At 34.9% G+C, this 24,875-nt stretch carries 24 protein-coding genes and 1 pseudogene; 14 read left to right on the top strand and 11 right to left on the bottom strand.

Annotated features, from left to right (window positions below):
* Positions 1-1,427: 1,427 nt before the first annotated feature.
* The gene (locus ACTSKG_RS15200) at positions 1,428-1,901 is read left to right on the top strand and encodes a DUF4064 domain-containing protein (protein WP_464755404.1); all 474 of its coding nucleotides are present in this window, start codon (positions 1,428-1,430) and stop codon (positions 1,899-1,901) included.
* Positions 1,902-1,919: 18 nt separating this feature from the next.
* Here the strand turns inward: ACTSKG_RS15200 and ACTSKG_RS15205 are convergent, their stop codons facing one another.
* Positions 1,920-2,411 (bottom strand): GNAT family N-acetyltransferase, encoded by a 492-nt coding sequence (locus ACTSKG_RS15205; RefSeq protein WP_464755405.1) that lies wholly within the window; start codon positions 2,409-2,411, stop codon positions 1,920-1,922.
* Positions 2,412-2,506: 95 nt separating this feature from the next.
* On the opposite strand from ACTSKG_RS15205, the gene ACTSKG_RS15210 reads away from it, so the two are divergent.
* Positions 2,507-2,953, top strand: a complete 447-nt coding sequence (locus tag ACTSKG_RS15210) for a GNAT family N-acetyltransferase (RefSeq protein WP_464755406.1) — start codon at positions 2,507-2,509, stop codon at positions 2,951-2,953.
* Between the two features lie 76 nt (positions 2,954-3,029).
* On the top strand, positions 3,030-3,338 hold the full coding sequence (locus ACTSKG_RS15215; RefSeq protein ID WP_464755407.1) for a hypothetical protein: 309 nt from the start codon (positions 3,030-3,032) through the stop codon (positions 3,336-3,338).
* A 92-nt stretch (positions 3,339-3,430) separates the two neighbouring features.
* Here ACTSKG_RS15215 and ACTSKG_RS15220 read toward each other — a convergent pair whose 3' ends face one another.
* Both ACTSKG_RS15220 and ACTSKG_RS15225 read right to left on the bottom strand, forming a co-directional pair.
* Complete coding sequence (locus ACTSKG_RS15220) at positions 3,431-3,634, bottom strand: MFS transporter (protein WP_464755408.1); 204 nt, start codon at positions 3,632-3,634, stop codon at positions 3,431-3,433.
* 79 nt (positions 3,635-3,713) lie between these two features.
* The gene (locus ACTSKG_RS15225; RefSeq protein WP_464755409.1) at positions 3,714-4,523 is read right to left on the bottom strand and encodes an MFS transporter; all 810 of its coding nucleotides are present in this window, start codon (positions 4,521-4,523) and stop codon (positions 3,714-3,716) included.
* A gap of 406 nt (positions 4,524-4,929) precedes the next feature.
* On the opposite strand from ACTSKG_RS15225, the gene ACTSKG_RS15230 reads away from it, so the two are divergent.
* From ACTSKG_RS15230 to ACTSKG_RS15245, 4 genes are all read left to right on the top strand, one after another.
* The gene (locus ACTSKG_RS15230) at positions 4,930-5,721 is read left to right on the top strand and encodes a helix-turn-helix transcriptional regulator (RefSeq protein WP_464755410.1); all 792 of its coding nucleotides are present in this window, start codon (positions 4,930-4,932) and stop codon (positions 5,719-5,721) included.
* 80 nt (positions 5,722-5,801) lie between these two features.
* Entirely contained in the window at positions 5,802-6,569 is a 768-nt protein-coding gene (gene yidC, locus ACTSKG_RS15235) for a membrane protein insertase YidC (protein ID WP_464755411.1), read from the top strand.
* 45 nt (positions 6,570-6,614) lie between these two features.
* Entirely contained in the window at positions 6,615-6,860 is a 246-nt protein-coding gene (locus tag ACTSKG_RS15240; RefSeq protein ID WP_464755412.1) for a hypothetical protein, read from the top strand.
* 116 nt (positions 6,861-6,976) lie between these two features.
* A complete protein-coding gene (locus ACTSKG_RS15245; protein ID WP_464755413.1) occupies positions 6,977-7,828 on the top strand; it encodes a M15 family metallopeptidase in 852 nt (283 codons plus the stop codon).
* A 55-nt stretch (positions 7,829-7,883) separates the two neighbouring features.
* On the opposite strand, the gene cls is transcribed toward ACTSKG_RS15245, so the two are convergent.
* The gene (cls, locus tag ACTSKG_RS15250; RefSeq protein WP_464755414.1) at positions 7,884-9,338 is read right to left on the bottom strand and encodes a cardiolipin synthase; all 1,455 of its coding nucleotides are present in this window, start codon (positions 9,336-9,338) and stop codon (positions 7,884-7,886) included.
* Between the two features lie 160 nt (positions 9,339-9,498).
* Here cls and ACTSKG_RS15255 point away from each other — a divergent pair, with 160 nt between their 5' ends.
* Entirely contained in the window at positions 9,499-10,890 is a 1,392-nt protein-coding gene (locus ACTSKG_RS15255) for an L-cystine transporter (protein WP_464755415.1), read from the top strand.
* Positions 10,891-11,502: 612 nt separating this feature from the next.
* Here the strand turns inward: ACTSKG_RS15255 and ACTSKG_RS15260 are convergent.
* Genes ACTSKG_RS15260 through ACTSKG_RS15270 form a run of 3 tightly spaced genes read right to left on the bottom strand, consistent with a single transcriptional unit; the run spans position 11,503 to position 14,261 of the window.
* Positions 11,503-12,066 (bottom strand): hypothetical protein, encoded by a 564-nt coding sequence (locus ACTSKG_RS15260; RefSeq protein ID WP_464755416.1) that lies wholly within the window; start codon positions 12,064-12,066, stop codon positions 11,503-11,505.
* A complete protein-coding gene (locus ACTSKG_RS15265) occupies positions 12,063-12,965 on the bottom strand; it encodes a hypothetical protein (RefSeq protein WP_464755417.1) in 903 nt (300 codons plus the stop codon). The genes ACTSKG_RS15260 and ACTSKG_RS15265 overlap by 4 nt, the downstream gene beginning before the upstream one ends.
* 60 nt (positions 12,966-13,025) lie before the next feature.
* Positions 13,026-14,261, bottom strand: coding sequence for a helix-turn-helix domain-containing protein (locus ACTSKG_RS15270; protein WP_464755418.1), 1,236 nt, complete (start codon positions 14,259-14,261; stop codon positions 13,026-13,028).
* A gap of 111 nt (positions 14,262-14,372) precedes the next feature.
* Here ACTSKG_RS15270 and ACTSKG_RS15275 point away from each other — a divergent pair, with 111 nt between their 5' ends.
* Positions 14,373-15,677 carry an MFS transporter gene (locus ACTSKG_RS15275; protein WP_464755419.1) on the top strand — a complete coding sequence of 435 codons (1,305 nt, stop codon included), beginning with the start codon at positions 14,373-14,375 and terminating at the stop codon, positions 15,675-15,677.
* 60 nt (positions 15,678-15,737) lie between these two features.
* Here ACTSKG_RS15275 and ACTSKG_RS15280 read toward each other — a convergent pair whose 3' ends face one another.
* The gene (locus ACTSKG_RS15280; RefSeq protein ID WP_464755420.1) at positions 15,738-16,901 is read right to left on the bottom strand and encodes an MFS transporter; all 1,164 of its coding nucleotides are present in this window, start codon (positions 16,899-16,901) and stop codon (positions 15,738-15,740) included.
* Between the two features lie 183 nt (positions 16,902-17,084).
* Positions 17,085-17,498 carry a CBS domain-containing protein gene (locus ACTSKG_RS15285; protein ID WP_464755421.1) on the bottom strand — a complete coding sequence of 138 codons (414 nt, stop codon included), beginning with the start codon at positions 17,496-17,498 and terminating at the stop codon, positions 17,085-17,087.
* A 178-nt stretch (positions 17,499-17,676) separates the two neighbouring features.
* Between ACTSKG_RS15285 and ACTSKG_RS15290 the strand changes: the two genes are divergently transcribed.
* Positions 17,677-17,814 (top strand): Lmo0850 family protein, encoded by a 138-nt coding sequence (locus tag ACTSKG_RS15290; protein ID WP_464755422.1) that lies wholly within the window; start codon positions 17,677-17,679, stop codon positions 17,812-17,814.
* Between the two features lie 129 nt (positions 17,815-17,943).
* Here the strand turns inward: ACTSKG_RS15290 and ACTSKG_RS15295 are convergent, their stop codons facing one another.
* Complete coding sequence (locus tag ACTSKG_RS15295) at positions 17,944-19,128, bottom strand: FtsW/RodA/SpoVE family cell cycle protein (protein WP_464755423.1); 1,185 nt, start codon at positions 19,126-19,128, stop codon at positions 17,944-17,946.
* A gap of 345 nt (positions 19,129-19,473) precedes the next feature.
* Here ACTSKG_RS15295 and ACTSKG_RS15300 point away from each other — a divergent pair.
* Positions 19,474-19,683: pseudogene (locus ACTSKG_RS15300) on the top strand (transposase); the annotation flags it as partial.
* A 145-nt stretch (positions 19,684-19,828) separates the two neighbouring features.
* On the opposite strand, the gene ACTSKG_RS15305 reads toward ACTSKG_RS15300, so the two are convergent.
* Positions 19,829-21,013, bottom strand: coding sequence for an FtsW/RodA/SpoVE family cell cycle protein (locus ACTSKG_RS15305; RefSeq protein ID WP_464755424.1), 1,185 nt, complete (start codon positions 21,011-21,013; stop codon positions 19,829-19,831).
* A gap of 210 nt (positions 21,014-21,223) precedes the next feature.
* Here ACTSKG_RS15305 and ACTSKG_RS15310 point away from each other — a divergent pair, with 210 nt between their 5' ends.
* The 3 genes from ACTSKG_RS15310 (at position 21,224) to ACTSKG_RS15320 (ending at position 24,861) form a co-directional block, all read left to right on the top strand.
* The gene (locus ACTSKG_RS15310) at positions 21,224-21,964 is read left to right on the top strand and encodes a hypothetical protein (protein WP_464755425.1); all 741 of its coding nucleotides are present in this window, start codon (positions 21,224-21,226) and stop codon (positions 21,962-21,964) included.
* Positions 21,965-22,381: 417 nt separating this feature from the next.
* Positions 22,382-23,485 carry a D-alanine--D-alanine ligase gene (locus ACTSKG_RS15315; RefSeq protein ID WP_464755426.1) on the top strand — a complete coding sequence of 368 codons (1,104 nt, stop codon included), beginning with the start codon at positions 22,382-22,384 and terminating at the stop codon, positions 23,483-23,485.
* A gap of 5 nt (positions 23,486-23,490) precedes the next feature.
* The gene (locus ACTSKG_RS15320; protein WP_464755427.1) at positions 23,491-24,861 is read left to right on the top strand and encodes a UDP-N-acetylmuramoyl-tripeptide--D-alanyl-D-alanine ligase; all 1,371 of its coding nucleotides are present in this window, start codon (positions 23,491-23,493) and stop codon (positions 24,859-24,861) included.
* Positions 24,862-24,875 lie beyond the last annotated feature (14 nt).

The raw sequence follows: 24,875 nt of genomic DNA on the forward strand, positions 1-24,875 counted from the left end.
CTTAAAACTCAGAAAGCATATGGATTATCGCCCTGCGAAAACAGTGTTCATCGTACTTGAAAGAATTAAATAATACCGGGGATTCCGTTTCAGGTGGACGCGTTCCGCGGGGTGAGCGATGAGCCATCACCGCCGATTTCGCGTTCGTTGTGATGGCTCATCTGTCTCCGAGGAACGAAGGCTAAGAGCGCCACATCGCTGTGGCGACGCCTTCGTGACCAACATCCTGTTGGCCTCCGTCTGGAGTCGCCACCTTTCACTCCAATCCATTAAGTAAGTCGTACCTGAATAAGAGATGCTAATGCTTTTTAAAATTAGTGAAAAAATATTGTTCTCTACTATTTACATAGGAATTAAATGTCGTCTATATTACGAAGCAATAATAACCGCCTTCCGTTCCAATCAACAGTGCAAATAAGAAAGGTAATATGCTTTGTCGAAAAAAAATGGCACTTTCTTTTGCTAATCCATATGGCAAGCGGAACCAGAGAAAAAATAGATAGTATCTAAAGATAAAAAAGTGAAGAGCTTCCGAAATGATATCTTCGGAAGCTATTAAAAGAGTAGGGGAGTATTTTTTCTCTAATTAGCCAAACCAAACGCATCATGCCCACACAAATTCCAAGAGGGCGACGGACGAACATCCGCCGCAAGATTACCGAAAAAAGTGTAGCTGGAAGTGACGCAGTCACTTCCAGCTACACAATTCTAACGTTAATAGTGTGGCCAATGTTTAGTCCAAAGCACTCTAGAAATAGAGAAGACAAGATGCCTTAAAGGGTGCTTGCGCTTTTCTTAAAGATTAAGAAAGTATATAAAATTGGACTACTGAAAATCCTGTATTCATAGTGTTTTAGTAGCACAGGTTTTTTTAAAACTCTGACTTGCACCATCTCACACAAAGTTAACTCTTTATATGGAGAAATGGTTGCTTTCACGATAAAATTGGCTGCTTTCGTCTCGAGATTGGTTGCTGTCAGTGTGGAATCTGTAGCTTTCTCCTTACAATTTGTTGCTCTATGACAGTTTTTAACTTTTGCTTCTCATAAAAATATACAGTATCTATTGATAAAGAAATCCAGAGCGGACGAAATTGTATCTTCGTCCGCTTTTAAAAGAATAGGAAAGAATTTATTCTCTCATTAACCAAAATAAATGCATTATATCTTTGCATATTTCAAGAGGGCGACGGACGAACATCCGCCGCAAGATTACCGAAAAAAGTGTAGCTGGAAGTGACGCGGTCACTTCCAGCTACACAATTCTAACGTTAATAGTGTAGCCAATGTTTCGTCCAAAGCACTCTAGAAATAGTGAAGACAAGATGCACTTAGAGGGTGCTTGCGCTTTTCTTATGATTTAAAAAACGACGAAACTTTTCTAATGCGTAATCGTAGAATAACTATTAGCTAAAGGAGGATATTCATATGAAGCGTACCGGAGAAATTGTAGTTGGTGTTATTAGCGCAATTATAAGTTTGATTTCAATAGTATTGATCTCTTTGCTTGTCATAGGAGTCAGTACTACATTGAAAGAAGAAGGGTTTAATACTGAAATCAAAAATAAAATACTAACTAATCCAGCAATATCTTCTCAAGATGTTGAATATATTACTCAAAACCCAGATGTAGTTTTGAGTGTAATAAATGTTATTGGATGGGGTTTAGTTATTTCAATTTTTATAAGTTTAGTGTTAAATTTATTTGGAATCGTATTCATTTTCAATAATAAAAATCAAAAACTTGCGGGTATAATGTTTATATTGGCTGGAGTATTAGCAGGGATTCTTTCAATAACCTCCATTTTACTATATTTAGCGGCTATTTTATGTTTCGTCCGAAAGCCACTGGAGGAGTTTGCAGATCGAGGTGGAAATTACTCGACAAACGAACCGTTATAACAAAGACACCCGACTTATTTAGTAAGTCGGTGTTTTTAATAAGTAAACATATTTAGCTGTTGATAAAGGATGGCCCTCAAAATATTCATCGAATTCTTCTAGACATTCAAAACCAAAACGTTCATAGAAAATACGAGCACTTTTATTTTCACTTTCAACATAAACAAATAATTGTTTGCCTGTTGGCATTTCGTTCAAGCCAGCTAGTAGCATTTTTTTACCTAGTCCTATCTGTTGGAACTCTGGTAAAACGTAAATAGCGGTCAATTCCGCATCCCCATCTTCATCAACATATGTAAAGTTAGCAAATCCTACTGCATTATTTTCATATTCTGCTAGTAAAAATATAGTCTTCTCTATACGTTTAGCAAGCATTGTGTTCGAATAAGCTTTATCTAAAAAAAGTTGTTGTATTTCTTCGGGAATTATACCTTTATATGTGTCGTTCCAACTGATCTTTGCGATGTGTTGAACAGTTGTTAGATCCTCTAACGTGATCGCCCTAATCATTTGAAATCACCTCTAAATTCTTTTTGTTATCATAACAAATATATGACCATTCTTCTACCATTGTGCAATAATAAAATTAAAAGGGAGGGCTTTAATTGGAATGGAGAATATTAAAGTTTGAAGAATTTGATGTAAATCTGTTATATGAAGTACTTAAGCTACGTGTGGATGTATTTGTTGTTGAACAAAATTGTGCATATCCAGAGTTAGATACATATGATCAGCAGTCATTGCATTTAATGTGTATAGAGAAAGAAGAAGTGATTGCTTATTGTCGAGTTCTTCCTCCTGGAGAAAAATATGATGTATGCTCCATTGGAAGAGTAATTGTAAAGGAAAAAGCACGAGGCACAGGAATTGCCAGACAGCTAATGGTAAAAGCAATAGAAGAAGCAGAAAATGCTTGGAACATCAAAACTATTCAACTAAGCGCACAAAGTCATTTACAAAAGTTTTATGGGTCACTTGGATTTATAACGATTTCCGACGTTTATGATGAAGATGGAATTCCGCATGTCAATATGGTTCGAAATAAAAGATAAAATAGGTGTTGGTTTTTGAAATAACGGGTAAGTAATAGGATGGATATAAAATCTATAAAACTTGGAGGGTGTATAAATGGCTAAAGGTAACAATAAATCACTGCTACTTGCAGGACTTGCTGCAGGTGCTTATGCATATTTTAGAAAAAAAGAGAATCGTGATAAAGCGATGATTGCATTTAATAATACGAAAGCAAAAGTAAATTCATTTATGGAAGCACAAAAACATAATAATTCGGAGTTAACATCTGCTGGTCATCCAGATCCTCATAACATTCCCGATAGTAAGATGGTAGATGAAGGTGCAATGACAAGCGTTCAATATTACAACGAGGAAGTACAAGATAAAAGCAAAAAGTCTAAAGAAACAAATTCTGAAGAATAAATAACAAGTAAGCAAGGACTCTTTTACAGAAGTCCCTGCTTACTTGTTATTGGTTAAAGACATTAAAGATAAAAATATTAATATGACTCCTGTTAAGAAAAAACCACCTTTTCAGTTAACTCAAGAAACCCTGTAATACTCGATCCTATTACTACACCTATAGAGAAAAATGCATAAAAGTAACCGTATGCTTTTCCACGGTATATAGGTTCGGTAGAGTCTATTAGTAATGAGTTAATGGAAGGGAATAAAAATGCAAACCCAATTCCGTATAACCCCATACAAAATACATTCATTGTAAACTTTCTAATTCTCCAAGTAATAATAAACTTAAACCCATGATTCCCATTCCGAAAGCTAGTGTTTTAATTGGCTTCAATCGATCAAAAATACGCGATTTATAGGCAAGATAAACACTAATATTGCTACGAGACCAAAAGTACTTAGTAATAAACCACTAGTTTTAGCATCAAAACCAAGATGAACAACTTTTAAAGGAAGCATATATGCTAAAACACCTTGCGAAAACATTAGGAAGAATGCACCTGAAAATGCTCTTACTAAATCTTTATTTTGAAAGAAAGCAATAACCGATATGGGAGTAGAAGAAGCTGCTGCTTTATCAACAACTTGTATTTGTTTTTTTACTGAATGAGATCTTAAGGAAAAAATAGATAAAATACTTAGAATTAGCATAATTGAACCCATAATACCCAACACAAATACTTCACTGTTCTTACTAGCTAAAATTCCACTCATTGCTGGTCCGAGGATAGCAGCTAGTCCCACAAATGCTCCTGACAAGGCAACACCTTTCCCTCTAGTTTCATTTGAGGTATGATTGGCGGAATAAGTAAATGCAGCAGGAACGATAAATCCGGCAACTAATCCATGTATAAAACGTATTAGTAAAAGTTCAATTGGATTATTTACTAATTGATACAAAAACAAAGAAGCGCTTGTAGCGAAAAGACCAAATATTAAAATATAAAAAGGACCTTTCTTATCAGTCAAATAACCTGAAATGATATTTCCGAAGGTATTGGAAAGTGAATACATACCAACAACTAAACCAGTAAGGAAAGGAGTTGCTCCTAGCGAATCGGTAAAAGGACTCATGATGGGCAACTGTACAAATAAATCAAAAAAAGAGAAAAAAATAATAATGTAAACAAACAAGCGCAATAATATTCCTCATTTCTATATCTACATAGAAAACAACCGTATTTTAGCACTTATTAATTATCTTTTCAGTTTAAAATTAGGTATAAAGGGGAATGGGGAATTGCAAAGGAGGTATGATCTTAAGATAACAGAGAGTAGAAATTTAATTGGGGTATTTAACATATATACAAAAAGAAGCAAAAATAGTTATGTCTACGGGTATGAATTGAATATTATAAAACAATGAAAAATATAAAATGGTAATCTCTATTGAACACTTCTACAATAACAAAATCGTATAAATACCAAAAATGTAACTAAAAAAAGAATCAAAATCATTTTCCTTTTTCAATATTATGTTATAAAATGATTCTAGAAACCTAGTTATAAAATAAACCAAAAGTACTAAAAGAGAGAAGAGGTCCTTATGCAACATGTAGATAAAATATTTTTAGAAAATTTTTCAAAAATGTATATTAAAGAAATAGCTTTAGTAAGTAGCGTTAAAGGACTAGATACTTTTTTAGAATTGGAAAAAAGGTTATTCTTACATATGTTTTCATTTGAAATAGATGCTGCTAAAAAGATTTTACGAGAGATAATTGAATTAATTATTTTAAGAGCAGAAAAGCAAATGATTTTAGGGGTAAAAAATTATTACATACAACTCGCTGGATTAATGGGTAGAAAACTGCATGAAAATCAAGTACCGGTGGACAAAGTAATGGCTTTTAATATTTCGAGTGTGAGTGTAATTGAAACTAAAATGAGTGATGCACAGTTTCTTCAATGTGCGGACGAGCTTGTAGAGTTTTTTGTAATGGTAATAACGGAAAGAAAAAAACCTTCATTTGGTCATCAAACGGTCAACAAAGTTATCGTGTTTATTAATGACGAAATAGAGAATAACTTAACTGTGGAAGATATAGCCAACCATTTCAATATTAGTGCAAGCCATTTATCACGAATATTCCGCGAGCATACAGGAGTTACTCTTGTAGAATATTTAAATATACGAAAAATTGAGGAGTGTCAATATTTTTTAAGACATACGAATAAAGGTATATCCGATATTTCCGATTCCTTCCACTTTTGCAATCAAAGTTATTTCACACGTATTTTTAAAAAATATACAGGAATAACACCGAAGCAATTCAGAGATCACCATGAATATCCCAATTTCAATTATAGTTTTCCAAATGAAAATAAGGCAATTTAACAAATGGTACATGTTATATTTGATAAATAGCTTCATAGTAAGGTATACTCGTTATAGCTTAATAATTGAAGGTGAAAGAATTGAAAAAGAAAATAAGTTTGCTTTCTATTCTTGTGTTCGCAACAGTCATGCTTAGTGGATGTTCAGGAGTAGAAAATAAAGAAGGTACTTTTTATCATATCTTTGTTCGACCTTTTAATTTTTTGCTTAATTTCTTTGGTGAAATATTCAATGGAAGCTACGGACTTGCAATTATTGCGATAACGTTACTTATTCGCTTTGCTTTAATGCCTTTAATGCTTAGAAATTATAAGAATCAACAGGGTATGAAAGTGAAAATGGATAAATTGAAGCCAGAAATGGATGAAATCCAAAAGAAATTAAAAGCAACGAAGTCAAAAGAAGAACAAGCTGCGCTACAACAAGAAATGATGGGACTATACCGTAAGCATGGAGTTAATCCAATTAATATGGGTTGTTTACCAATGCTTATACAAATGCCAATCATTATGGGATTATACTTTGCTATTTCGCACTCAGCGGATGTCAAAACACATCCTTTCCTGTGGTTTAATCTAGGTTCACCAGATATTGCGATGACTCTTATTGCAGGAGCAGTTTATTTCCTTCAAGCGAGAGTATCTTTATGGACAGTACCTGAGCAACAGAAACAACAAATGAAATTGATGGTTTACATTTCTCCTATTATGATTATGTTCATTTCCTTCAGTTCTATGGCTGCATTGCCGCTATATTGGACGGTTGGTGGGATTATTTTAATATTCCAAACATACTTAGGACGTAAGTTTTATTCTAATCATCCGGAAAAAGCAGAGAAATCTGTCTAAAACGAAGCTTTTTTAGCTTCGTTTTTTTATTGAGAGGTGTGGCATATGAAGAAAAAGTGGATTATCGGGATAGTAATTGTCGCAGCGGCTATCGCATCTTTAGTTTTTATTATTTTAGGAAATCTTAATATGGCTGTTCTTTTTATGACCGCTATATTTGCTTTTAGTAATGGATATCGAGCTGTTAGCTTTAAAGAAAAAGGGTACGTTCGTGAAGCCAAATGGATGAAGGGTATGGCTATTTTATTCGCTATATTATTCTTCGTCGTACTGGGAATTATTTTATTTTAACTAATACTAGTTATCGCGTGTTACCCATAAAAAGGAAACACGTTTTTTTATTTTTCCCTGTAGTTTTATGGGAAAGATGTTAAACTAGTAGTATCGTTATGGAAAGAAGGAAGACCATGAAATCTAGACAGAGCTTATTAAAACAGAAAAAACAAAAGAAATGGCCATATATTGTTTCTGGATCTATTGCAATATTATTAATAGGGACAATCGTTGCTTGGATAGGAATAAATGATTGGAATATAGATAAAAGTATGACTGCATTGGGTTTGTCCAATAAAGTTGAAGAGCCTGACACTGAAAAAAAGGTTGATAATTCAAATGGAAATGAACAAGCTACAGAGAAGCCGGTAGAAGAAACGCCTGAAGTGGAAAAACCAGTTGTCGAGGAGCCTGAAATCGACATGTCGGGCCCTAAAGGATATGAAGGTCACGAAACACTACCAACTGAACCTAAGTATGTCAACGGGGTACTAATTGCTAGTAAAAAATATCCTCTACCTTCTACATTTGCTCCAGGAGAAAGTAAGGAAGCAAGAGAGGCATTTGAAGAAATGGCGGCAGAAGCAAAGCTTTCAGGATATGAGTTTGTTGCATTTAGTACATATCGGTCATTTGAATATCAAACAACGCTTTATGAAAGGTACGTAAGTAATGACGGACAAGAAGCAGCAGATCGATATAGTGCACGTCCAGGTTACTCCGAACATCAATCTGGTCTAGCGTTTGATATAGGAGAGAAACACTTTGAACAGCATTTTGCACGAGAAAGCTTTGGAGAAACGGAAGCTGGAAAATGGATTGCAGTAAATGCATATAAATATGGCTTTATTATGCGATATCCAAAAGACAAAGAAAAAATTACTGGATATATGTACGAGCCATGGCATTTCCGTTATGTTGGAAAACAATTAGCGAAAGAAGTATTCGAAGCCGGAACGACATTAGAAGAATATTTGGGTATTTAAGAAAAGGTTATTCCGAATAAAAGAAAAGAGGTTTTCGCATAAGCGGAAACCTCTTTTATAGTATTGGTGAAAGTAGCCGCGCAAGTGACTCTTTAAACTTAATTTTACGAGATCTACCATCATATAATTCCCAAGTTAGCTCGGTAGATAATTTCATATCCTCCTCAAATAACTCGGCAAGTTCATGGGATGTTTCGCGATCATAGATAAATGCATTTACTTCAAAATTGAGCTTAAAACTACGAACATCTAAATTTGCTGTCCCGACCGTTGACGCTTCATCGTCAATAACAATCATTTTTGTGTGCAAAAAACCATTTTGATAAATATACACTTTTGCGCCCGCTTTTATTAGTTCCCCAACATAGGAATATGTAGCCCAATAGACCAAAATATGGTCTGGTTTGTTTGGAATCATAATTCGCACATCAATGCCGGACAAACATGCAATGCGCAGCGTGTCCATAAAACTCGCATCAGGAATAAAGTATGGTGTTTGAATGTAAATGTACTTTTTTGCCATCATAATTAACTTTAGATAACCATTTTTAATTTGTTCCCATTCGGAGTCGGGTCCACTCGAGACAATCTGCAAACCAACAGAACCTTTCATCGGAATAGCTGGGAAAAATATATCCGAGTATTCAATGTCATGTTCGGCTGAGGCTTGGTTCCAATCCAGTAAAAATCGTGTTTGAAGGGGGTGAACAGCACTACCTTCAATGCGTAAATGTGTATCACGCCAGTAACCAAATCGTTTATTTAAACCTAAGTACTCATCCCCCACATTAAATCCACCTATATAGCCAATACGACCATCAATCACTACAATTTTTCGGTGATTACGATAATTCATACGTGGATTTATTAATGGGAATATTGCAGGGAAAAATGCTTCTACTCTTCCCCCTAATTCAATTAATTCTTTAAAATGCCTTTTCCTTAAGGAACGGGAACCCGTATCATCGTATAGAATTCTAACTTTTACACCTTGCTTTGCTTTTGTTACAAGTAGGTCATAAATTTGTTGACCAAGATGATCTAGCCGGAAAATATAATATTGAATATGAATATGATCTTTTGCATTTTCCAAGTCATTTAAAAGTGCATCAAACTTTTTACGCCCATCAATAAAAATTTCAACATTATTATCCTGAGTTAAAACAGCATGGTTATTATGTAAATGCATGATAATTAACTCTTTATAATGAATTGTATCATCTAATCGGAACTCAAATGAATCATCCTCTATTGCTTCCATTTGGAAATCAATTAATTTATCGATTCCAATTTTATTTTTCCCTTCCCAACGAAACAAATGTTTTTTGCGAAGTTTTCTACCAAATAATAAATAAATACCGAACCCAACAATAGGCACAAAGAAAAGAACTAATATCCAAGCCCAAGTTGAAGATGCATCTCTTCGTTCTAAAAAGATTAATGCTATAGCTAGAAAAATATTTAAAATGATAGTACCTGTAACCACTAAACTTAAAATGCTTGCCGCCAAGTTTACACCTCCACTTGTCTTTCTTTAAGTCCTTCTTAAGTATAGCTGATTTGCTGAGAAGAAAGAAGGTACACCAAAAAAGTAAAAAAATAAAAACCTACTTGACCAATAGGAATAAATGTATTAATATTTGTAAATCGATAAAAATGGAGGAATACATATGAATTTATTATTTATTATTCTTAATGTAGTAGCGTTGTTAGTGTTCGTTGGAGTATTGATTTTTATGCAGAAGAAACACATTTCATTCTCTAAAAGAGTATTTACTGCGCTAGGTTTAGGGGTAGCGTTAGGTTTAGCCCTCAACTTTATTTATGGTGTTACATCAGAAGTTTTAACAAATTCTATTGAATGGTATAACTTGATAGCGGTAGGGTACGTAAAATTATTACAAATGATTGTAATGCCTTTAGTATTTATTTCAATTCTAGGAGCTTTTACTAAGCTTACTATTGGTAAAAATTTTGGAAAGATGGCAGCTATTATCCTTAGTATTTTAATAGGTACGACAGCTATAGCGGCAGTTGTTGGAATAAGTTCAGCAGCAATTTTTGATTTAAATGCAGATCAAATTGTTCAAGGAGATGCTGAATCTGCACGAGCTGAGTATATTGAAGGACGTTCTGCAGAAGTAGCAGACAAAACACTTCCTCAGCAAATGATAGATTTACTACCAGCAAATCCGTTTTTAGATTTCACAGGGGCACGTTCGACATCAACGATTGGTGTCGTAATATTTGCAGCATTTTTAGGATTTGCATACTTGGGAGTTGCTCGTAAAGAAGTTGAAACTGCTGCAACAATTAAAAAAGGAATAGATGCAATTTACACGCTTGTAATGAGTGTTGTGAAAATCGTACTTCGCTTGACGCCATACGGAATTTTAGCAATTATGGCAAGAACAGTTGCAACTTCCGATTTTGCAGCAATATTTAACTTAGGTAAATTCGTTATTGCATCATATGTCGCATTAGCAATTATGTTTGCAATCCATCTATTAATCATCACTCTATCTGGATTAAATCCAGTAACTTATGTGAAAAAAGCGGCAGAACCTTTATTGTTTGCCTTCACTTCACGTTCAAGTGCAGGTACTTTACCCATTAATATAAATACGCAAACAAATAAACTTGGCGTTTCAGAAGGAATTGCTAACTTCTCCGGATCTTTTGGTTTGTCGATTGGACAAAACGGATGTGCAGGAGTTTATCCTGCGATGCTAGCATTTATGATTGCACCGTCTCAAGGCATTAATCCATTAGATCCAATGTTTATCTTAACGGTAGTTGCTATCGTTGCAATCAGTTCGTTTGGAGTAGCTGGAGTAGGCGGGGGAGCAACATTTGCAGCAATTCTTGTGCTTTCTGCATTAAACTTACCAGTTGCTTTAGCAGGCTTACTTGTTTCTGTTGAACCACTAATTGATATGGGGCGTACAGCTGTAAATGTTAGCGGATCAATGACAGCGGGTGTAGCTACTGCGAAAATTACTGGTGAATTAGACAAAGAAATGTATAATGCACCGATAGAAACACAAACGGTTGAAGCATAATTAAGATAAGAAAAGCTGTCCTATTCAGGGCAGCTTTTCTTTTTCAAAAGACAATTCCGACCGGATAGGGAAATTTCCGACCGGATAGAAAAAAATGTGACCGGATAGAAAAATTTCCGACCGGATAGGAAAAAATGTGACCGGATAGAAAAATTTCCGACCGGATAGGAAAAAATGTGACCGGATAGAAATGTGATCGGATAGAAAAAAATGTGACCGGATAGAAAAATTTCCGACCTGATAGAAAAAAATGTGACCGGATAGAAAAATTTCCGACCTGATAGAAAAAAATGTGACCGGATAAGAAAATTTCCAACCGGATAGAAAAAAATGTGACCGGATAAGAAAATTTCCGACCGGATAGAAAAATGTGACCGGATGGAAAAGTTTCCGACCGGATAGAAAAAAATATGACCGAATAGGAAAGTTTCCGACCGAATAGAAAAAAATGTGACCGTATAGGAAAGTTTCCGACCGGATAGGAAAAAATGTGACCGGATAGAAAAGTTTCCGACCGGATAGAAAAAATATGACCGGAAAGAAAAGTTTCCGACCGTATAAATACATGCTAAAAAAGGGAAGTCTCCAAGTCAGGATGCCGAGAGCAATCTGTTATGCATATTTATTGAAAGATCCGTTACTTGGAAATCGCTTCTGCATATTTCGAAGATAGACAAGAAAAGAAATCTCAATGAGCAGAACTAATAAAACGATAAAAAGCATTGTAAAAGATGTTACATTAATTGGAAGATTCATCACGAGAGATTGAAAAAACATTGAACCAAGAACTACTGTTAAATACCATGTATACATTCGATTAGTTGCCTGCAGCGCATCATTCGAAGGTAGCAACTTCGCAATCTCTCTTAGTAAGTCAAACAAGAAATAGACTAGAATCACTTTTAGTAAACTAAGAAATAGAGGATAGTAACTAAACCAGACACTTTGTTGAATTAATTGATCGCTCCAGAAAAAGTTAGGTATAGAAGCAATTACTAAAATAATCGAAAGAACTTTTAATTTCTCATAAGGTTGAGAGGATAAAGTGGCAATCTGTTTTATACCATTATAAATAAAAATATAACCTATAAAGTCTGGTAAAATATCTACTACAATATGAATTTTGATGAGTACGAAAAGGAATCCAATGATTAGTTGTTTGAATCCATCCCTCATTTTACTTCACCTCTTTCTGTCCTAATGATTGCATTTAATTGCTTTTGTGATAGATATAGATCGTTTTGGATAAGAAAACTGTAACGAACTGCTCTTCCATTTAGAGTTTTTCCAGTCCATTCTTGTAAAGCGGATATGTATTTTACATCCTCAATATCATCTTTTGTATGAAAAATTAGCGCAACTGAATCTCCAGCCTCTATTAGCAGTGGCCAATCTATTTCGCTATAAAGTGGAGCATCCATATCTAACCAGTCTGTATGAACGATGTTGTTAACTTTTGTACTATTCGTAGGTGTATCTTTTAGTAACATTATTTTTAAATCGAATTGTGTTTGAATAACTTCTGGTAGATCAATAGAATTCATATTAGCGGATTCTACTACTTCCAGGAAATTTCCTTGTATTCCTTGGTTGCTAGTAAAAAAAACATTATTGGTAAATATCGATTCATCCATTACATTTGGGATGAAATTTAGTTTATCTACTTGAACAGGGACAACTTTACCATTTGTGAAGCGAGCAAACACTTTGTTTAGTAAAATACTTTCTTGTAAACGTTTTAATTCTTGTTCATCTAAAGTGAAAGTTGCTTCCTTCAAAAATTGGTGCGTAAACTCCTGTGTATAGGATTGAGTGGAAGGTCCATTAAACTGAGGAATGAAGCTTTGTTCATTTGAATAAGTGTACCCGTCGACTAGTAGCTGATCTAATTCCACTAATTCATTTTTATTAGTCAAATAAGGAAGGGAAAAACTTGTACGCTCATAAGCAGGCATATCGATATAAGCGTTAAATATGATGGGTTCACTTAATTGCTTTGTTTGAAAATAAATAATATTACCAATCCAACTTACGGAGATAATAATAATAGCTCCCCAAAACCACTTATTCTTCAATTAAGTACACCTCCTTCACATAAATCTTCCAGTATTTCTATATTATACGTAAAAAAGAGACTAAGGTTTCAGTCTCTTCTCACATTTCACATACGTTTCTTTGATAAATGCCTTATAAGGAGTATCTGGCATTTCATTGATATTATCTAAAGCGATTTTTGCATATGCTAGTGCTTTTTCTATTTGGTTCAGCTCCAAGTAACATAATGCGATGTACGCATCTTTTTCGTAAAATATCGATAAATCGATTGGGTGATGGAGAATATCAGGTATGTGCACTTCCTTCAACTTCTCAATTGATTCTTCAAATTTATGCAAACCGTATAAAGTTTTTCCTTTCTCCAGCAAGAAAAAAGGCGTAAATAATTTTTTCTCCGTGCCTCTAATTGAAAATGAATTGTATAAACGATCTGCTTCCTCATACATTTTTTTATATGAATTCAAGTAATGTATTTCCGCATAATGAATGAAAACTTTGGAGTCCTCATCATCTGCAAATTCCCCGTATGCAAGAAGCTTTTGTAAGTAGTAATTCTTTTTCTCTTCGTCCTCGAACATCAAAGCTTGAAAAGCGGCTAATCTGTATAAGTCATCCACTTGATTAAATATTTTATTTTTATTAGAAAACTCAATTGCTTTATCCATTACTTGAATTGCCTCATCATATTTGCCAACTGCAAACAGTAGTGCAGTTTCTAAATAGTCATAATCCAACCGAGAAAGAGGGTCGATCCATAATGGATTGGCTTCTAACTCTGCGCGTTCCCTATGTAGTATGTCTAATGCTTTTTGGTAATTGTGATTGTAAAATGGAATTGAAGCAAGAAACAATCCAATATCCCCACGTTTTGTCGTCAAATTCATTTGCTCATACATCGTTGCGGCTCGATTTATTAAAGATTCCCAGCCATCTTTCTTTTCGTGGTATAAGCATTCACTATACATTTGAAGTAGTCGCGCGGATTCATATCCTTGCGTTAGTTTAGGTATAAAGGGTCCCACTAATTCTATTAACTGTTGGTGTTCATTTGTTAATTCATCATATCTTGTATTAAAAAGTATTTCTGCTTTTTCTAATACTTCTCTTAATTCCTGCCCGCTTATTTCTTCCAACAATTCTGCCACATCTACATTTAGTCTATCAGCTATATAACTTAGGCTTTCAATAGAAGGATTGGCTTTATTATTTTCGATTAAACTAAGCATTCCCTTTGTAAGTTGTGTACCAGCTAGTGCTTCAAGTGTCATTTTTTGTTGCTTTCTATGGTTGCGAATTCGTTCTCCAAGTGTAGACATATTTTCACCTCATATTTATTGTTTAATTATATTAAACTTTTTGTTGAAATGGAAGTCATAATATGGTAATGTTTGTTTAATTATATTAAACAAATCAAAGGGGAAATTAAAATGGATGAAGTGTTAAAGTTGAAAAAAGCCACATATCATTTGTGGACATTTACAATAAGTAAATTAATTTCGAGTTTTGGTGCCCAGGTGTATTCGTTTGCAATTAGTTTTTATATTTTACAGCTGACTGGTTCTGCCACAAGTTTTGCAATGAATTTAATATGCAGTATGTTGCCGAGGACACTAGTTGCACCCTTTGCAGGGTATGTTGCAGATAGATACTCAAGGAAAATGATTGTTATCGTTGCGCAGATTGCAACAACTTTAGCGATTACTGGTTTACTTATTTTCAGTTTAGTAGCAGATTTATCATTAGTAGCTATTTATACGACAACTGTTATTTTATCGTTAACATCCTTATTTTCGGGTGTTACATTTAGTTCATCTATTACCGGGCTTGTAGATGAGGGGAGAATTCAAAAGGCTATGTCATTGAACCAAATGTCCATCTCGTTTGCAGCAATTGCAAGTCCAGCAGTAGGGGGATTATTATATGGGACTGTATCAATGCCTGTATTTCTAATAATGTATCTAGTTGCGTCTGTCTTAGCAGTTATTTTAGAATCAACGATGAATTTTAATTTGTTTGCAAAACGAAAAGAAGTAGTAGAAGGTGAAGAAAAGGAGCCAATGCTTCAGAGCATGAAAGCTGGTTTTAATTACTTGATGAAACAACCAATTTTGAAAAATTTAATCGTCATTTCTCTGTTTGTCAATTTTCTATTTGGGGCATTTTTAGTTGGCTACTCATTTATATTAATCGAAAAATTGAAGATGGAGCCGCAGCATTTTGGGTATACGGAAGGTGCATTTGCAGTAGGAATGCTACTTATGTCTATTTACTTTTCCGCTCGTAAAGAGCTAAAGTATCCTTTCTTAGTTTCCAAATGGAGCATTATTGTGCTCGGAATTTTGATGGGAATTATTGCTTTGCCATTATTGATTGGTATGTCTTATTTTGTGACTGTCGGGTTTTACATTTTACTAATGTCTGGTTTTGGAGTTGCGATAATTATTGCAAATACGCCAATACAAGTATTGATGCAAAAAAGAATTGAAGATGACTACAAAGGTCGAGTTTTATCTATTGTAGAAACTTTTGCAATGGGACTTACGCCGCTAGGAATGGTGATATTTGGATTTTTATATGACGTTATACCAGCATCAACAGTCCTTTTTGCCTCTGCAACTGTACTAATCATTGTTGTGTTAATACTAGCTAGACCTTCTGTTGTTCGAACTGCACATCCTGAATTAAATAGAATAAATAAGGAAACATCTATATCACTTACAGCAAATGAATAAAGTAAAAGGCCACGGAGACACAATTTGTCTCCGTGGCCTTTTTACATTTGACGATGAAACTCATTCCGCATTTCGTAATGTTTTAGTAGATCTGCGGAATGCAAAGATAAAACCAATTGAAAGAAGCGCGAGGACTCCTGATAGTACATAAATCTTGTTTGGTTGGATTGTGAATAGCCATGCGAATAATAAAGGACCAATGATTCGACCTAGATTATCCATCGAATAACTCATCCCGGCAGCTGTTCCGTAACTTCCACCTGACTCTTTTGTACTTAGAGAAACGATTGTCGTTCTAGCTAGGGCATTACCTGCAGTGAACACGCAAAGCGAAAAACCAGCCCAAAAAATATTTGTAGTAAATACTGTCAAAAACAAACCAACGGCAGTAATAATCTGTGCATATAATAGCCACTTCGTTTCCGTACCATTTTTAATACGTCTAACAACGCCACCTTGAATAGCAGCGTCTACAAAGCCACTGAACATAAACAGATATCCGATTTGTAAAGGAGTAATCTCCACTCTCCTAATTTGGAACAATTGGAATGTTGCTTCCAAACCAGCAAGTAAAAAAGTTACCATAAATGAAAATAGGAATAAATATTTTATACGATACGTCCATAAACTTATAGCGCCTTTAGGAAGAAGGGCACGTTTATTTGCTTCACCTAAACGTTCTGGTTCCTTTAAAATGATAGCAGCGTATACAAAAATTACTAACAATAAAATTGCGGAAACAGTAAATGGTAATGATAAACTAACATGACCTAGCACACCACCAATTGCAGGTCCGAAAATAAATCCTAAACCAATTGACATCCCTAGGAAGCCCATATACTTATTGCGGTTTTCTTCGTTCGATAAATCCGCAGCAAATCCAGTGACAGCTGTGTAAAGTGCCCCAGAGAATAATCCTCCAACTACTCGAGATAAGTAAAGCATGAAAAGTGAATCAAAAAATAAAGAAAATAACCAAAAGCTTAAACTAAAGCCTACAAGCCCAATTAAAATGAGCGTTTTTCGACCAATTCTATCGGAAAGCATTCCCCAAAGTGGGGCAGTAAAGAAGGAGGCTAAAGCATAAACAGTTAATAATCCTCCTACGTGTACTTCACTGTAGTTTTGCTCTAAAATTACTACTGGTAATACAGGAATAATTATCCCAAAACCAAGATAAACTAAAAACTGAATGGACATTAAAATAATAATAGTTTTTTTCATTTTTACCCCTGCCTTCTTAAAATCTGCTACTCTCTATATTACATGTTTCCACTAAGTTTGCCACTCTGTAATAATGAACATAGAAGCTACTGATATATGTTATGCGAGAGATTTAAGAAGGACGTTATATGTATAATCTGAAAAGGAGCTACCCGATTATAAAAAAGTGATAGCTCCTTAGGTTTAATATTTCCGTGGTTCGGATATACTTTCCATAGCATGAGAAATTTCTTGTACATGCGGAAAAGGGAATGCCAAATCAGCTAAAGAAACAAAACCAACTAGCTCACTATTCTCCACTACCGGGAGTCGACGTACTTGGTTTCTAGCCATAATGATGGAAGCTTCAGCTGTAGAGTTTTCAGGGGACACGGAAATGATGGATTTGGTCATAACATCTTCCACCTTGCTTTTAGCGTCTTTGGCAACAGAGCGTGTCACAATATCACGATCGGTAATCATGCCTACAAGTTTTTTATTACTGAGGACCGGAAGGCAACCAATATCTAAAGTACGCATTTGATCAGCAACCTCGTTCACATAATCTTGGGGATTGCAGGTAACGACTTCTTTACTCATCACATCTTTCACATTCACTTAAATCACTCCTTTTTGTTATTATCTAGCTTGGTTTACAGAAGAATAAAATATGTAACAAAAATGAAAGATTTAAACGATATAAAAAGTGTTATGATAGGGTAGAGATAAAATAAAAAAACAAGAAACTTTTTTAATAATAAATCGTAATAATAAATGAAAGGACGAGGTGGAAAGAATGGCTAAGGAAGTTGATTTGAAGAAAATTGTAAGTAATCTTGCAAAGCTTGGTGTGACTGTTACAATGACAAAATCGAGACTTGACATGCTTAAAGCGTTAGCACCACCAGCACATAGTCCTCACGTGCAAAGTTGAAAAGAGGGTGACTCTAAAAAGTTCGTAATACACGAATTTTAGAGCCACTCTCTTTTTTTATTTTATAACAAATTCGCTCTATAGTTCACACAAAAATCCCGCGGTAATAGTGAAGCCGCGGGATTTTTCTTAATCATCTTCATTTTTAGCGAACATATACGTCTTATGATGGAATTTCATACTGAATACTAAACCTATTGCGAGCATATTTCCGATTAACGAACTCCCTCCATAACTAATGAAGGGTAATGGAATTCCTGTAATCGGTAGTAATTGAATGGTCATACCGATATTCTCGAAAACATGAAAAGTTATCATAGCAATAATACCAGTGCACACATATGTGCTAAATGGATCTTTAATTTGTATGGCTGTTTTTGTTAGTTGGTAAATGAGTAAAAAGAATAAACTTATGACAATACTCGCACCTATAAATCCATATTCCTCACCTATTACACTAAAAACAAAGTCTGTATGATTTTCCGCTACATAAACTTCTCTACCTTTATACCCTTTTCCAAACATTTCACCTGAACCTATTGCTTTTAAAGAAGTAATTAAATGATAACCTTCTGTATTTGCATATGAATATGGATCTAACCATGAATACACGCGGCCAAATTGATATTTGTGAAAACCAAACTTTTCTAAAATATCTTGTTTATAAAGTGCCATCAATAAAAAACTGCAACCCATTGTGAGTGATGCAACTAAGACAGGTATAACTATTTTCCAAGTAATCCCTCCGACAACTATTAGGGCAGCTGTAATAGCAAAGAATACAAGAGAAGTACCCAAATCGGGCTGCTCTAGAATAAAGAGTAATGGAATGCAAGTGGTTATTAAAATTTTTCCAAGTAGAATTAAGTCCGTTTTTATAGTGGAAGATAAAAACTTTTCGTGATGCCTACTTATGACATGTGCAAGTGTTAATATGAAAAAGGTTTTCATCAGTTCAGAAGGTTGGAGACTTCCGATTCCAGGTAAATGAAACCAGCTTTTTGCACCTCCACGTGCTTCCGCAATTTGACCTACTCCCCCTGGTGCTAAAAATAGGGCAATTAATATTAAAATACCAAAAGCATATAAAAACCAGGACATTTTTCTATATTGTTCACTATCAAAAAACATTGTTAAGCCTATAACAAGTGCACCTGAGATATACCAAAATGTTTGTTTTGGTATGAAATTTGTATGATATTGGTCTGTAGTTTGGGCTGAGGAGATTGCAATTATACTAACCATATAAAATAGTAAAAGGATAAAAGCAAGAGTCCAATCGAAGCGGTCGGAGAAGCTTTTTTTATTTTCCATAAAAGTCACCTAAATATCTTTCTAAAATCATTTTTTTATGTCTTACTCTTGACAAGTGTAGATGAGGGCACTGAAAAAGTCCATATAATTCGACTTTACAAGATGGGCTTGTCCGATTAATAAGGAAATCGTTGAAACGGCTCCCTTTCCGCTGGCGTTGCCTCAGCCTCCTCGCTTCACTGTAGGGTCTTCGACTAACGTTATTCCCGCGGGAGTGTCGCCTTTTTCAACGATTTTCTAGAAATAAAAAGTAAAGTGTGGATTGTTGGATTCCCTCTACTTTTTTAGTTTTTTAGACAACCTCATCTCGCTCTTTTCACTTATAATAGAGAGACTAAATGATGCCATTTAGAACAAGAGGGATCTCAAGAAACAGAAGCGTTTAAAAATTGGGCAGAAGAGCGGTACAAAATCGAGGCGAAAAATAGTGAGTTAAAAAATGGACACGGGTATGATCAGGCTTCTAACACAGGTCTATTTGGCATGAAAATCCAAGGAGTCATGACAATATTCGCCGTCAATCTCAAACGGTTTTTGAAATTATTGAATGAATAAGATAAGAAATAAACAAAGAAAACCGGCACTTTTTGTTCAAAATCGAACAAAAAGTGCCGTTTTTTTATATGGAATAGCTTAATTGTTATTAAAACGATAGTTTTTCAGTGCCCTCGTGTAGACGTCCTAGGGGTCTTAAGTTTTCTCAGTCATCTTCATTTTTGGAGAACATATACGTTTTATGATGGAATTTCATACTGAATACTAAACCAATCGCAAGCAGGTTCCCCATGAGCGAACTACCACCATAGCTAATAAATGGTAACGGAATCCCTGTAATCGGAAGTAATTGAATCGTCATACCTATATTCTCAAACACATGGAATGTAATCATCGCAATAATTCCTGCACACACATACGTACTGTAGGGATCTTTTAATTGAAGTGTAATCTTCGTTAAATGAAAAATAAGGAAAAAGAAAATACTGATGACTATACTTGCACCTACAAATCCATATTCTTCCCCAATAACAGCAAAGATAAAGTCGGTATGATTTTCAGGAACATAAACAACCCGACCACCATAGCCTTTTCCGAATATCTCTCCAGAACCAATGGCTTTTAAGGAAGTGATTAAGTGCATCCCTTCATTTGAAGCATATGCATATGGATCTAACCATGAATAGATTCGTGCAAATTGATATACTTGGAATCCAAATTTTGCTTCTAAAAAATCTTGCATATAGAGAGCCATCCATAACAGTAGACCACCAAGACCTAATCCACCTAAAAATAGTGGTAAGATAATTTTCCAAGTAATCCCTGCAACAATAACAAGAGCAGCTGTAATGGCAAAAAATACAAGAGCAGTACCAAGGTCGGGCTGCTTCAAGATAAATGCCAATGGTAAAAGCATTGTTAAAGCAATTTTTCCAAGCAATATAAAATCTGTTTTCAAGCTTTTCATTAAATAATTTCCATGATGGTTTGTAATCAATCTAGCAAGTGCTAAAATATAGAAAGTTTTCATATATTCAGCAGGTTGTATATCCCCAATAGGTAAGTGAAACCAACTTTTCGCGCCGTTTTTAGGTGCTACAAAAGCCAAACTTCCAGGCATAATAAAGAGAATAATAAGAAGTAATACACCAAAACCATAAATATACCAGGACATTTTCTTATATTGTTCCGGTTCAAAAAACATAACACAACCGATAATGACGGTTCCCACTACATACCAAAAAATTTGTTTGCCTACAAAATTATATCCGGAATATTGTCCAGTTGTAACTGCAGATGAAATAGCTAGCAAACTAATAATTAAAAATAATAATATAATAAACGCAAGTGTCCAATCGAAGCGATCGGCAAAGCTTTTTTTGTTTTCCATACAAGTCACCTAAATTTCTTTCTAAATTTCATTTTCATGCTTCAGTCGCCATAATACTTGTCATAGAAAAACGTCGGCTTACACTTTTCTTATTATAGCTCAAATGCATGTTTTTTGCTTGTCGGTTATTAGAGACGTTAAAAGAAAAACAGATGTTTCATTTGTAAAAAATTATGCTAATATAAAACAGATGATGAGGGAGTGAATTCAGTGGCAAAAAAAGAGAAAGAAATAGAAGAATATTTGACTCATTTATATGTTCATGTGAATGAAATAGAGCATTTTGCATTATTTAGTGGACTATCCGTACAACAGTTTATAAGGTATTTCTCTGATTTGCCAGCTCTTTTGTTATTAAAACACCGATATGAAGATACATCCTTTAATATTCATACCCAGTTAGAATTTGTTGTGCAAGATCAATACACTCGTTTCTTAAAAGATTACGTTGAAAGACCGACAGAACTATGTATACTTGACTTCTCTGATGAGAGAAAGTTAAATATGTTGTCTCCTCAAGAACAAGCTGAATTATTATATATAGCACATAAAAAAGAAGCGTTTCGTTTGCCGTTTTACCATCATTTACAAAATAGATTTGTTTATTTGACAGATGAAGGTGAACAAATCACCAAAATATATTTTCGTGATATAGATGACTTATATAATTTAATAGCTAGTGTATTTAATCAACAAATAAGTGAAAAAGCAAAATCTACAGCCTTTTGGAGAAAGAAAAACAATGTAGTTTTACCAGAGTTATTCTCGGAAAAAGTGGAAGCATATGCTGATTATTATGAAGATGGTGTGCTAATGTCCTTATTTAAAATGGAGAAAACAAATTATGGAATTGAAATAAGGTGCTTACCTGAAAATATATTTCCGGATGAAGTATTAGGGGACTTAAAACATCATTTAAACAAGTCGGCTGATTTGTTAATACAAATATAAATAAACGCTTTTGCTTCGTAAAGTTGCAAAAGCGTTTATTGTGTAGACAAGATTTCGTCAAAAACACTTTGCGTTTTTATGCGATGAACAGGTGATTTCCGCTGCAGGTGGACGCTTTGCAGGGGGCATGCCCTCGAAAAACGTCTGCCATAGCGGAAATCACCTGCATTTAAGTTACTCTTTTTAAAAGGACCGGGGGTCTTTTTACCCGGTTTTTCTTAGTCTTATTAGTTGAATCATCAATAAAAAACGATTTTGAGGGGAATGGCATATGCTATCTCAAAGGAATGAGAGGCTTATCGTATGTAATTCCTTTTTACGTTGTATTATTTTTTGGTGTTATGGTGGAAATTATTCAACTAATGACACTGTCCGTGATAAACTAGTACTATCCAAAACGTGGAGGTTATTTTACTAATGAAAATAAAATTAGGTTTATTATATGGTGGGAAATCTGCTGAGCATGAAGTGTCGTTATTGACAGCAAGAGCAGTAACTCAAGCAATTAATTTTGATAAATATGAAGTTTATCCGATATTCATCACAAAAACAGGTGAATGGAGAAAAGGCGATGCGTTAATTGGACCTGCAGAGTCTGTACAAATGCTTCAATTTGGAGAAGATAGAAGCAAACCGAATAATATTACAAGTTTTTTACCGGAAGAAACCACTACTGAAGTAGGGCAGCCGAAAACAAATGCTAGTCTCGATGTTATTTTTCCATTACTTCATGGTCCTAACGGCGAAGATGGGACTGTGCAAGGTTTATTAGAAGTATTGAACTTACCTTATGTAGGGAATGGTGTTTTGGCTTCTGCTGCTGGGATGGATAAAGTAGTGATGAAACAACTATTCGCGCAAGCGGGATTGAAACAAGTTCCATATGTACATTTCATTCGTAAAGAGTGGAAAAACAATCAAGCAGACATAATTGCAAAAATGGAAGATCAATTGAAATGGCCATTGTTTGTGAAACCAGCGAATTTGGGCTCAAGTGTAGGGATTAGTAAGGCATCAAACAGAGAAGAACTAATAAAAGCAGTGGAAATTGCTTTTAAATATGATCGTAAAATTATTGTTGAGCAAGGGATTGTCGCTCGTGAGTTAGAAATGAGTGTTCTTGGAAATGATACACCAAGATGCTCCGTTGCTGGAGAAGTATTACCTACAAAAGATTTTTATGATTATGAAGCAAAATACGAAGATGGTACAACTAACTATGCCATTCCAGCGGTTGTTTCTAATGAATTATTAAAGAAAATGGAAGATGCTGCGATTCGTGCTTTTAAAGTGTTGGATTGTTCGGGTCTTGTTCGTGCAGACTTTTTTGTAACAGAAAATGAAGATGTGATTATCAATGAGGTAAATACTATGCCAGGATTCACGCCAATTAGTATGTATCCAAAGCTTTGGATGGAATCGGGATTGTCTTATTCAGGTCTAATAGAAGAATTGATTGCACTTGCAATCGAACGGTATGAGGAAAAACAACAACTTGAGCATTCGAAGGACGGAGTGTGACCAAGTTGAAAAAAAGATTAGCAGAAATTGCGAAATGGTTAAAACTAGAACCCACCTTTGAGCAGAATCCACTTGTTACAGGAGTCTCGATTAATACAAGAACATTGCAACCAGGAGATATATTTATCCCATTTCGGGGAGAACATATGAATGGACATCATTTTGTCCAAGATGCTTTTGACAAAGGAGCAGTAGCATCGTTTTGGTTACGGGATGAACCAAATCCGCCTAAAGGTGTTCCTCTTTTATTTGTTGAAAGTGGGGAAAAAGCGCTCCAAGAGATGGCGGCTGCTTATCGTGCTGAGTTGAAAACGATATTCATCGGAATCACTGGTTCAAATGGGAAAACCTCTACAAAAGACTTAGTAGCAGGCATGCTTTCTCCTTATTTCCGAGTAAAGAAAACGGAAGGTAATTTTAATAATGAATTAGGTATGCCTTTAACGATACTTTCGCTTGAAGAAGATACAGAGTTTGCTGTGCTTGAAATGGGAATGAGTTCCTTTGGAGAAATAGAGTTCTTATCGAATCTTGCAAAGCCAACCTATACAGTAATTACGAATATTGGGGAAGCTCACATGCAAGATCTTGGGTCTCGAGAAGGAATTGCTAAAGCTAAGTTTGAAATCATTTCTGGGTTAAAAGAAAATGGAAAGTTATTCTATGACGGAGATGAGCCGTTACTTCGACCATTTGTGGAAAGTGTACCTTCTATAATGACAAAATCTTTTGGTATGGATGAACAAAATGATTTGAGTATAGCAGAAGTAACCTTTACGGAACAAGGAAGTTCATTTCGTGTGTCAGGTGAATTCAATGAAGAGATGTCTATTCCGATTTTAGGGGAGCACCAAGTGAAAAATACATTGGCGGCTTTATTAATAGGAAAAGAGGTAGGGTTATCAGTTGAACAAATACGTGAAGCATTGAAGCATATCGTGTTAACAGATATGCGTATGCAAGTTGTAGAAGCGTCAAATGGAGCAATTTTTATCAATGATGCATATAATGCCGCCCCTACATCGATGCGGGCAGCTATATCTTTTGTGGAGAAATCAAAGCTTAAACCAGAAAAATGGCTCGTACTAGGAGACATGCTAGAGCTTGGTGAAAGCGAAAAGCAATACCATGAAGAGATAAGTAATGCTATTTCCAATACAGTTTTTTCAGGGGTTTGCTTATTTGGACCACGAATGAAATGGTTATACAGTCAATTAAAAGGAAGTTTTAATGAAGACCATATTATTTGGGTGGAAAATGATTATGAGCAACTAATCTCCTTTTTAGAAAAACATATCAATGAACAATCTATTGTTTTAGTGAAGGGCTCACGTGGTATGAAATTAGAAAGGGTAATTGAACCGTTCCGAAAATAAGGAAAGGGAATGGA

This window comes from Psychrobacillus syltrankelensis (assembly GCF_055454035.1).

Coding starts and splice junctions, on each gene's coding strand:
- ACTSKG_RS15200 (WP_464755404.1), top strand. CDS start 1,428: ATGAAGCGTACCGGAGAAATTGTAGTTGGTGTTATTAGCGCAATTATA.
- ACTSKG_RS15205 (WP_464755405.1), bottom strand. CDS start 2,411: ATGATTAGGGCGATCACGTTAGAGGATCTAACAACTGTTCAACACATC.
- ACTSKG_RS15215 (WP_464755407.1), top strand. CDS start 3,030: ATGGCTAAAGGTAACAATAAATCACTGCTACTTGCAGGACTTGCTGCA.
- ACTSKG_RS15220 (WP_464755408.1), bottom strand. CDS start 3,634: ATGAATGTATTTTGTATGGGGTTATACGGAATTGGGTTTGCATTTTTA.
- ACTSKG_RS15230 (WP_464755410.1), top strand. CDS start 4,930: ATGCAACATGTAGATAAAATATTTTTAGAAAATTTTTCAAAAATGTAT.
- ACTSKG_RS15240 (WP_464755412.1), top strand. CDS start 6,615: ATGAAGAAAAAGTGGATTATCGGGATAGTAATTGTCGCAGCGGCTATC.
- ACTSKG_RS15245 (WP_464755413.1), top strand. CDS start 6,977: ATGAAATCTAGACAGAGCTTATTAAAACAGAAAAAACAAAAGAAATGG.
- ACTSKG_RS15255 (WP_464755415.1), top strand. CDS start 9,499: ATGAATTTATTATTTATTATTCTTAATGTAGTAGCGTTGTTAGTGTTC.
- ACTSKG_RS15260 (WP_464755416.1), bottom strand. CDS start 12,066: ATGAGGGATGGATTCAAACAACTAATCATTGGATTCCTTTTCGTACTC.
- ACTSKG_RS15270 (WP_464755418.1), bottom strand. CDS start 14,261: ATGTCTACACTTGGAGAACGAATTCGCAACCATAGAAAGCAACAAAAA.
- ACTSKG_RS15275 (WP_464755419.1), top strand. CDS start 14,373: ATGGATGAAGTGTTAAAGTTGAAAAAAGCCACATATCATTTGTGGACA.
- ACTSKG_RS15280 (WP_464755420.1), bottom strand. CDS start 16,901: ATGAAAAAAACTATTATTATTTTAATGTCCATTCAGTTTTTAGTTTAT.
- ACTSKG_RS15290 (WP_464755422.1), top strand. CDS start 17,677: ATGGCTAAGGAAGTTGATTTGAAGAAAATTGTAAGTAATCTTGCAAAG.
- ACTSKG_RS15295 (WP_464755423.1), bottom strand. CDS start 19,128: ATGGAAAATAAAAAAAGCTTCTCCGACCGCTTCGATTGGACTCTTGCT.
- ACTSKG_RS15305 (WP_464755424.1), bottom strand. CDS start 21,013: ATGGAAAACAAAAAAAGCTTTGCCGATCGCTTCGATTGGACACTTGCG.
- ACTSKG_RS15315 (WP_464755426.1), top strand. CDS start 22,382: ATGAAAATAAAATTAGGTTTATTATATGGTGGGAAATCTGCTGAGCAT.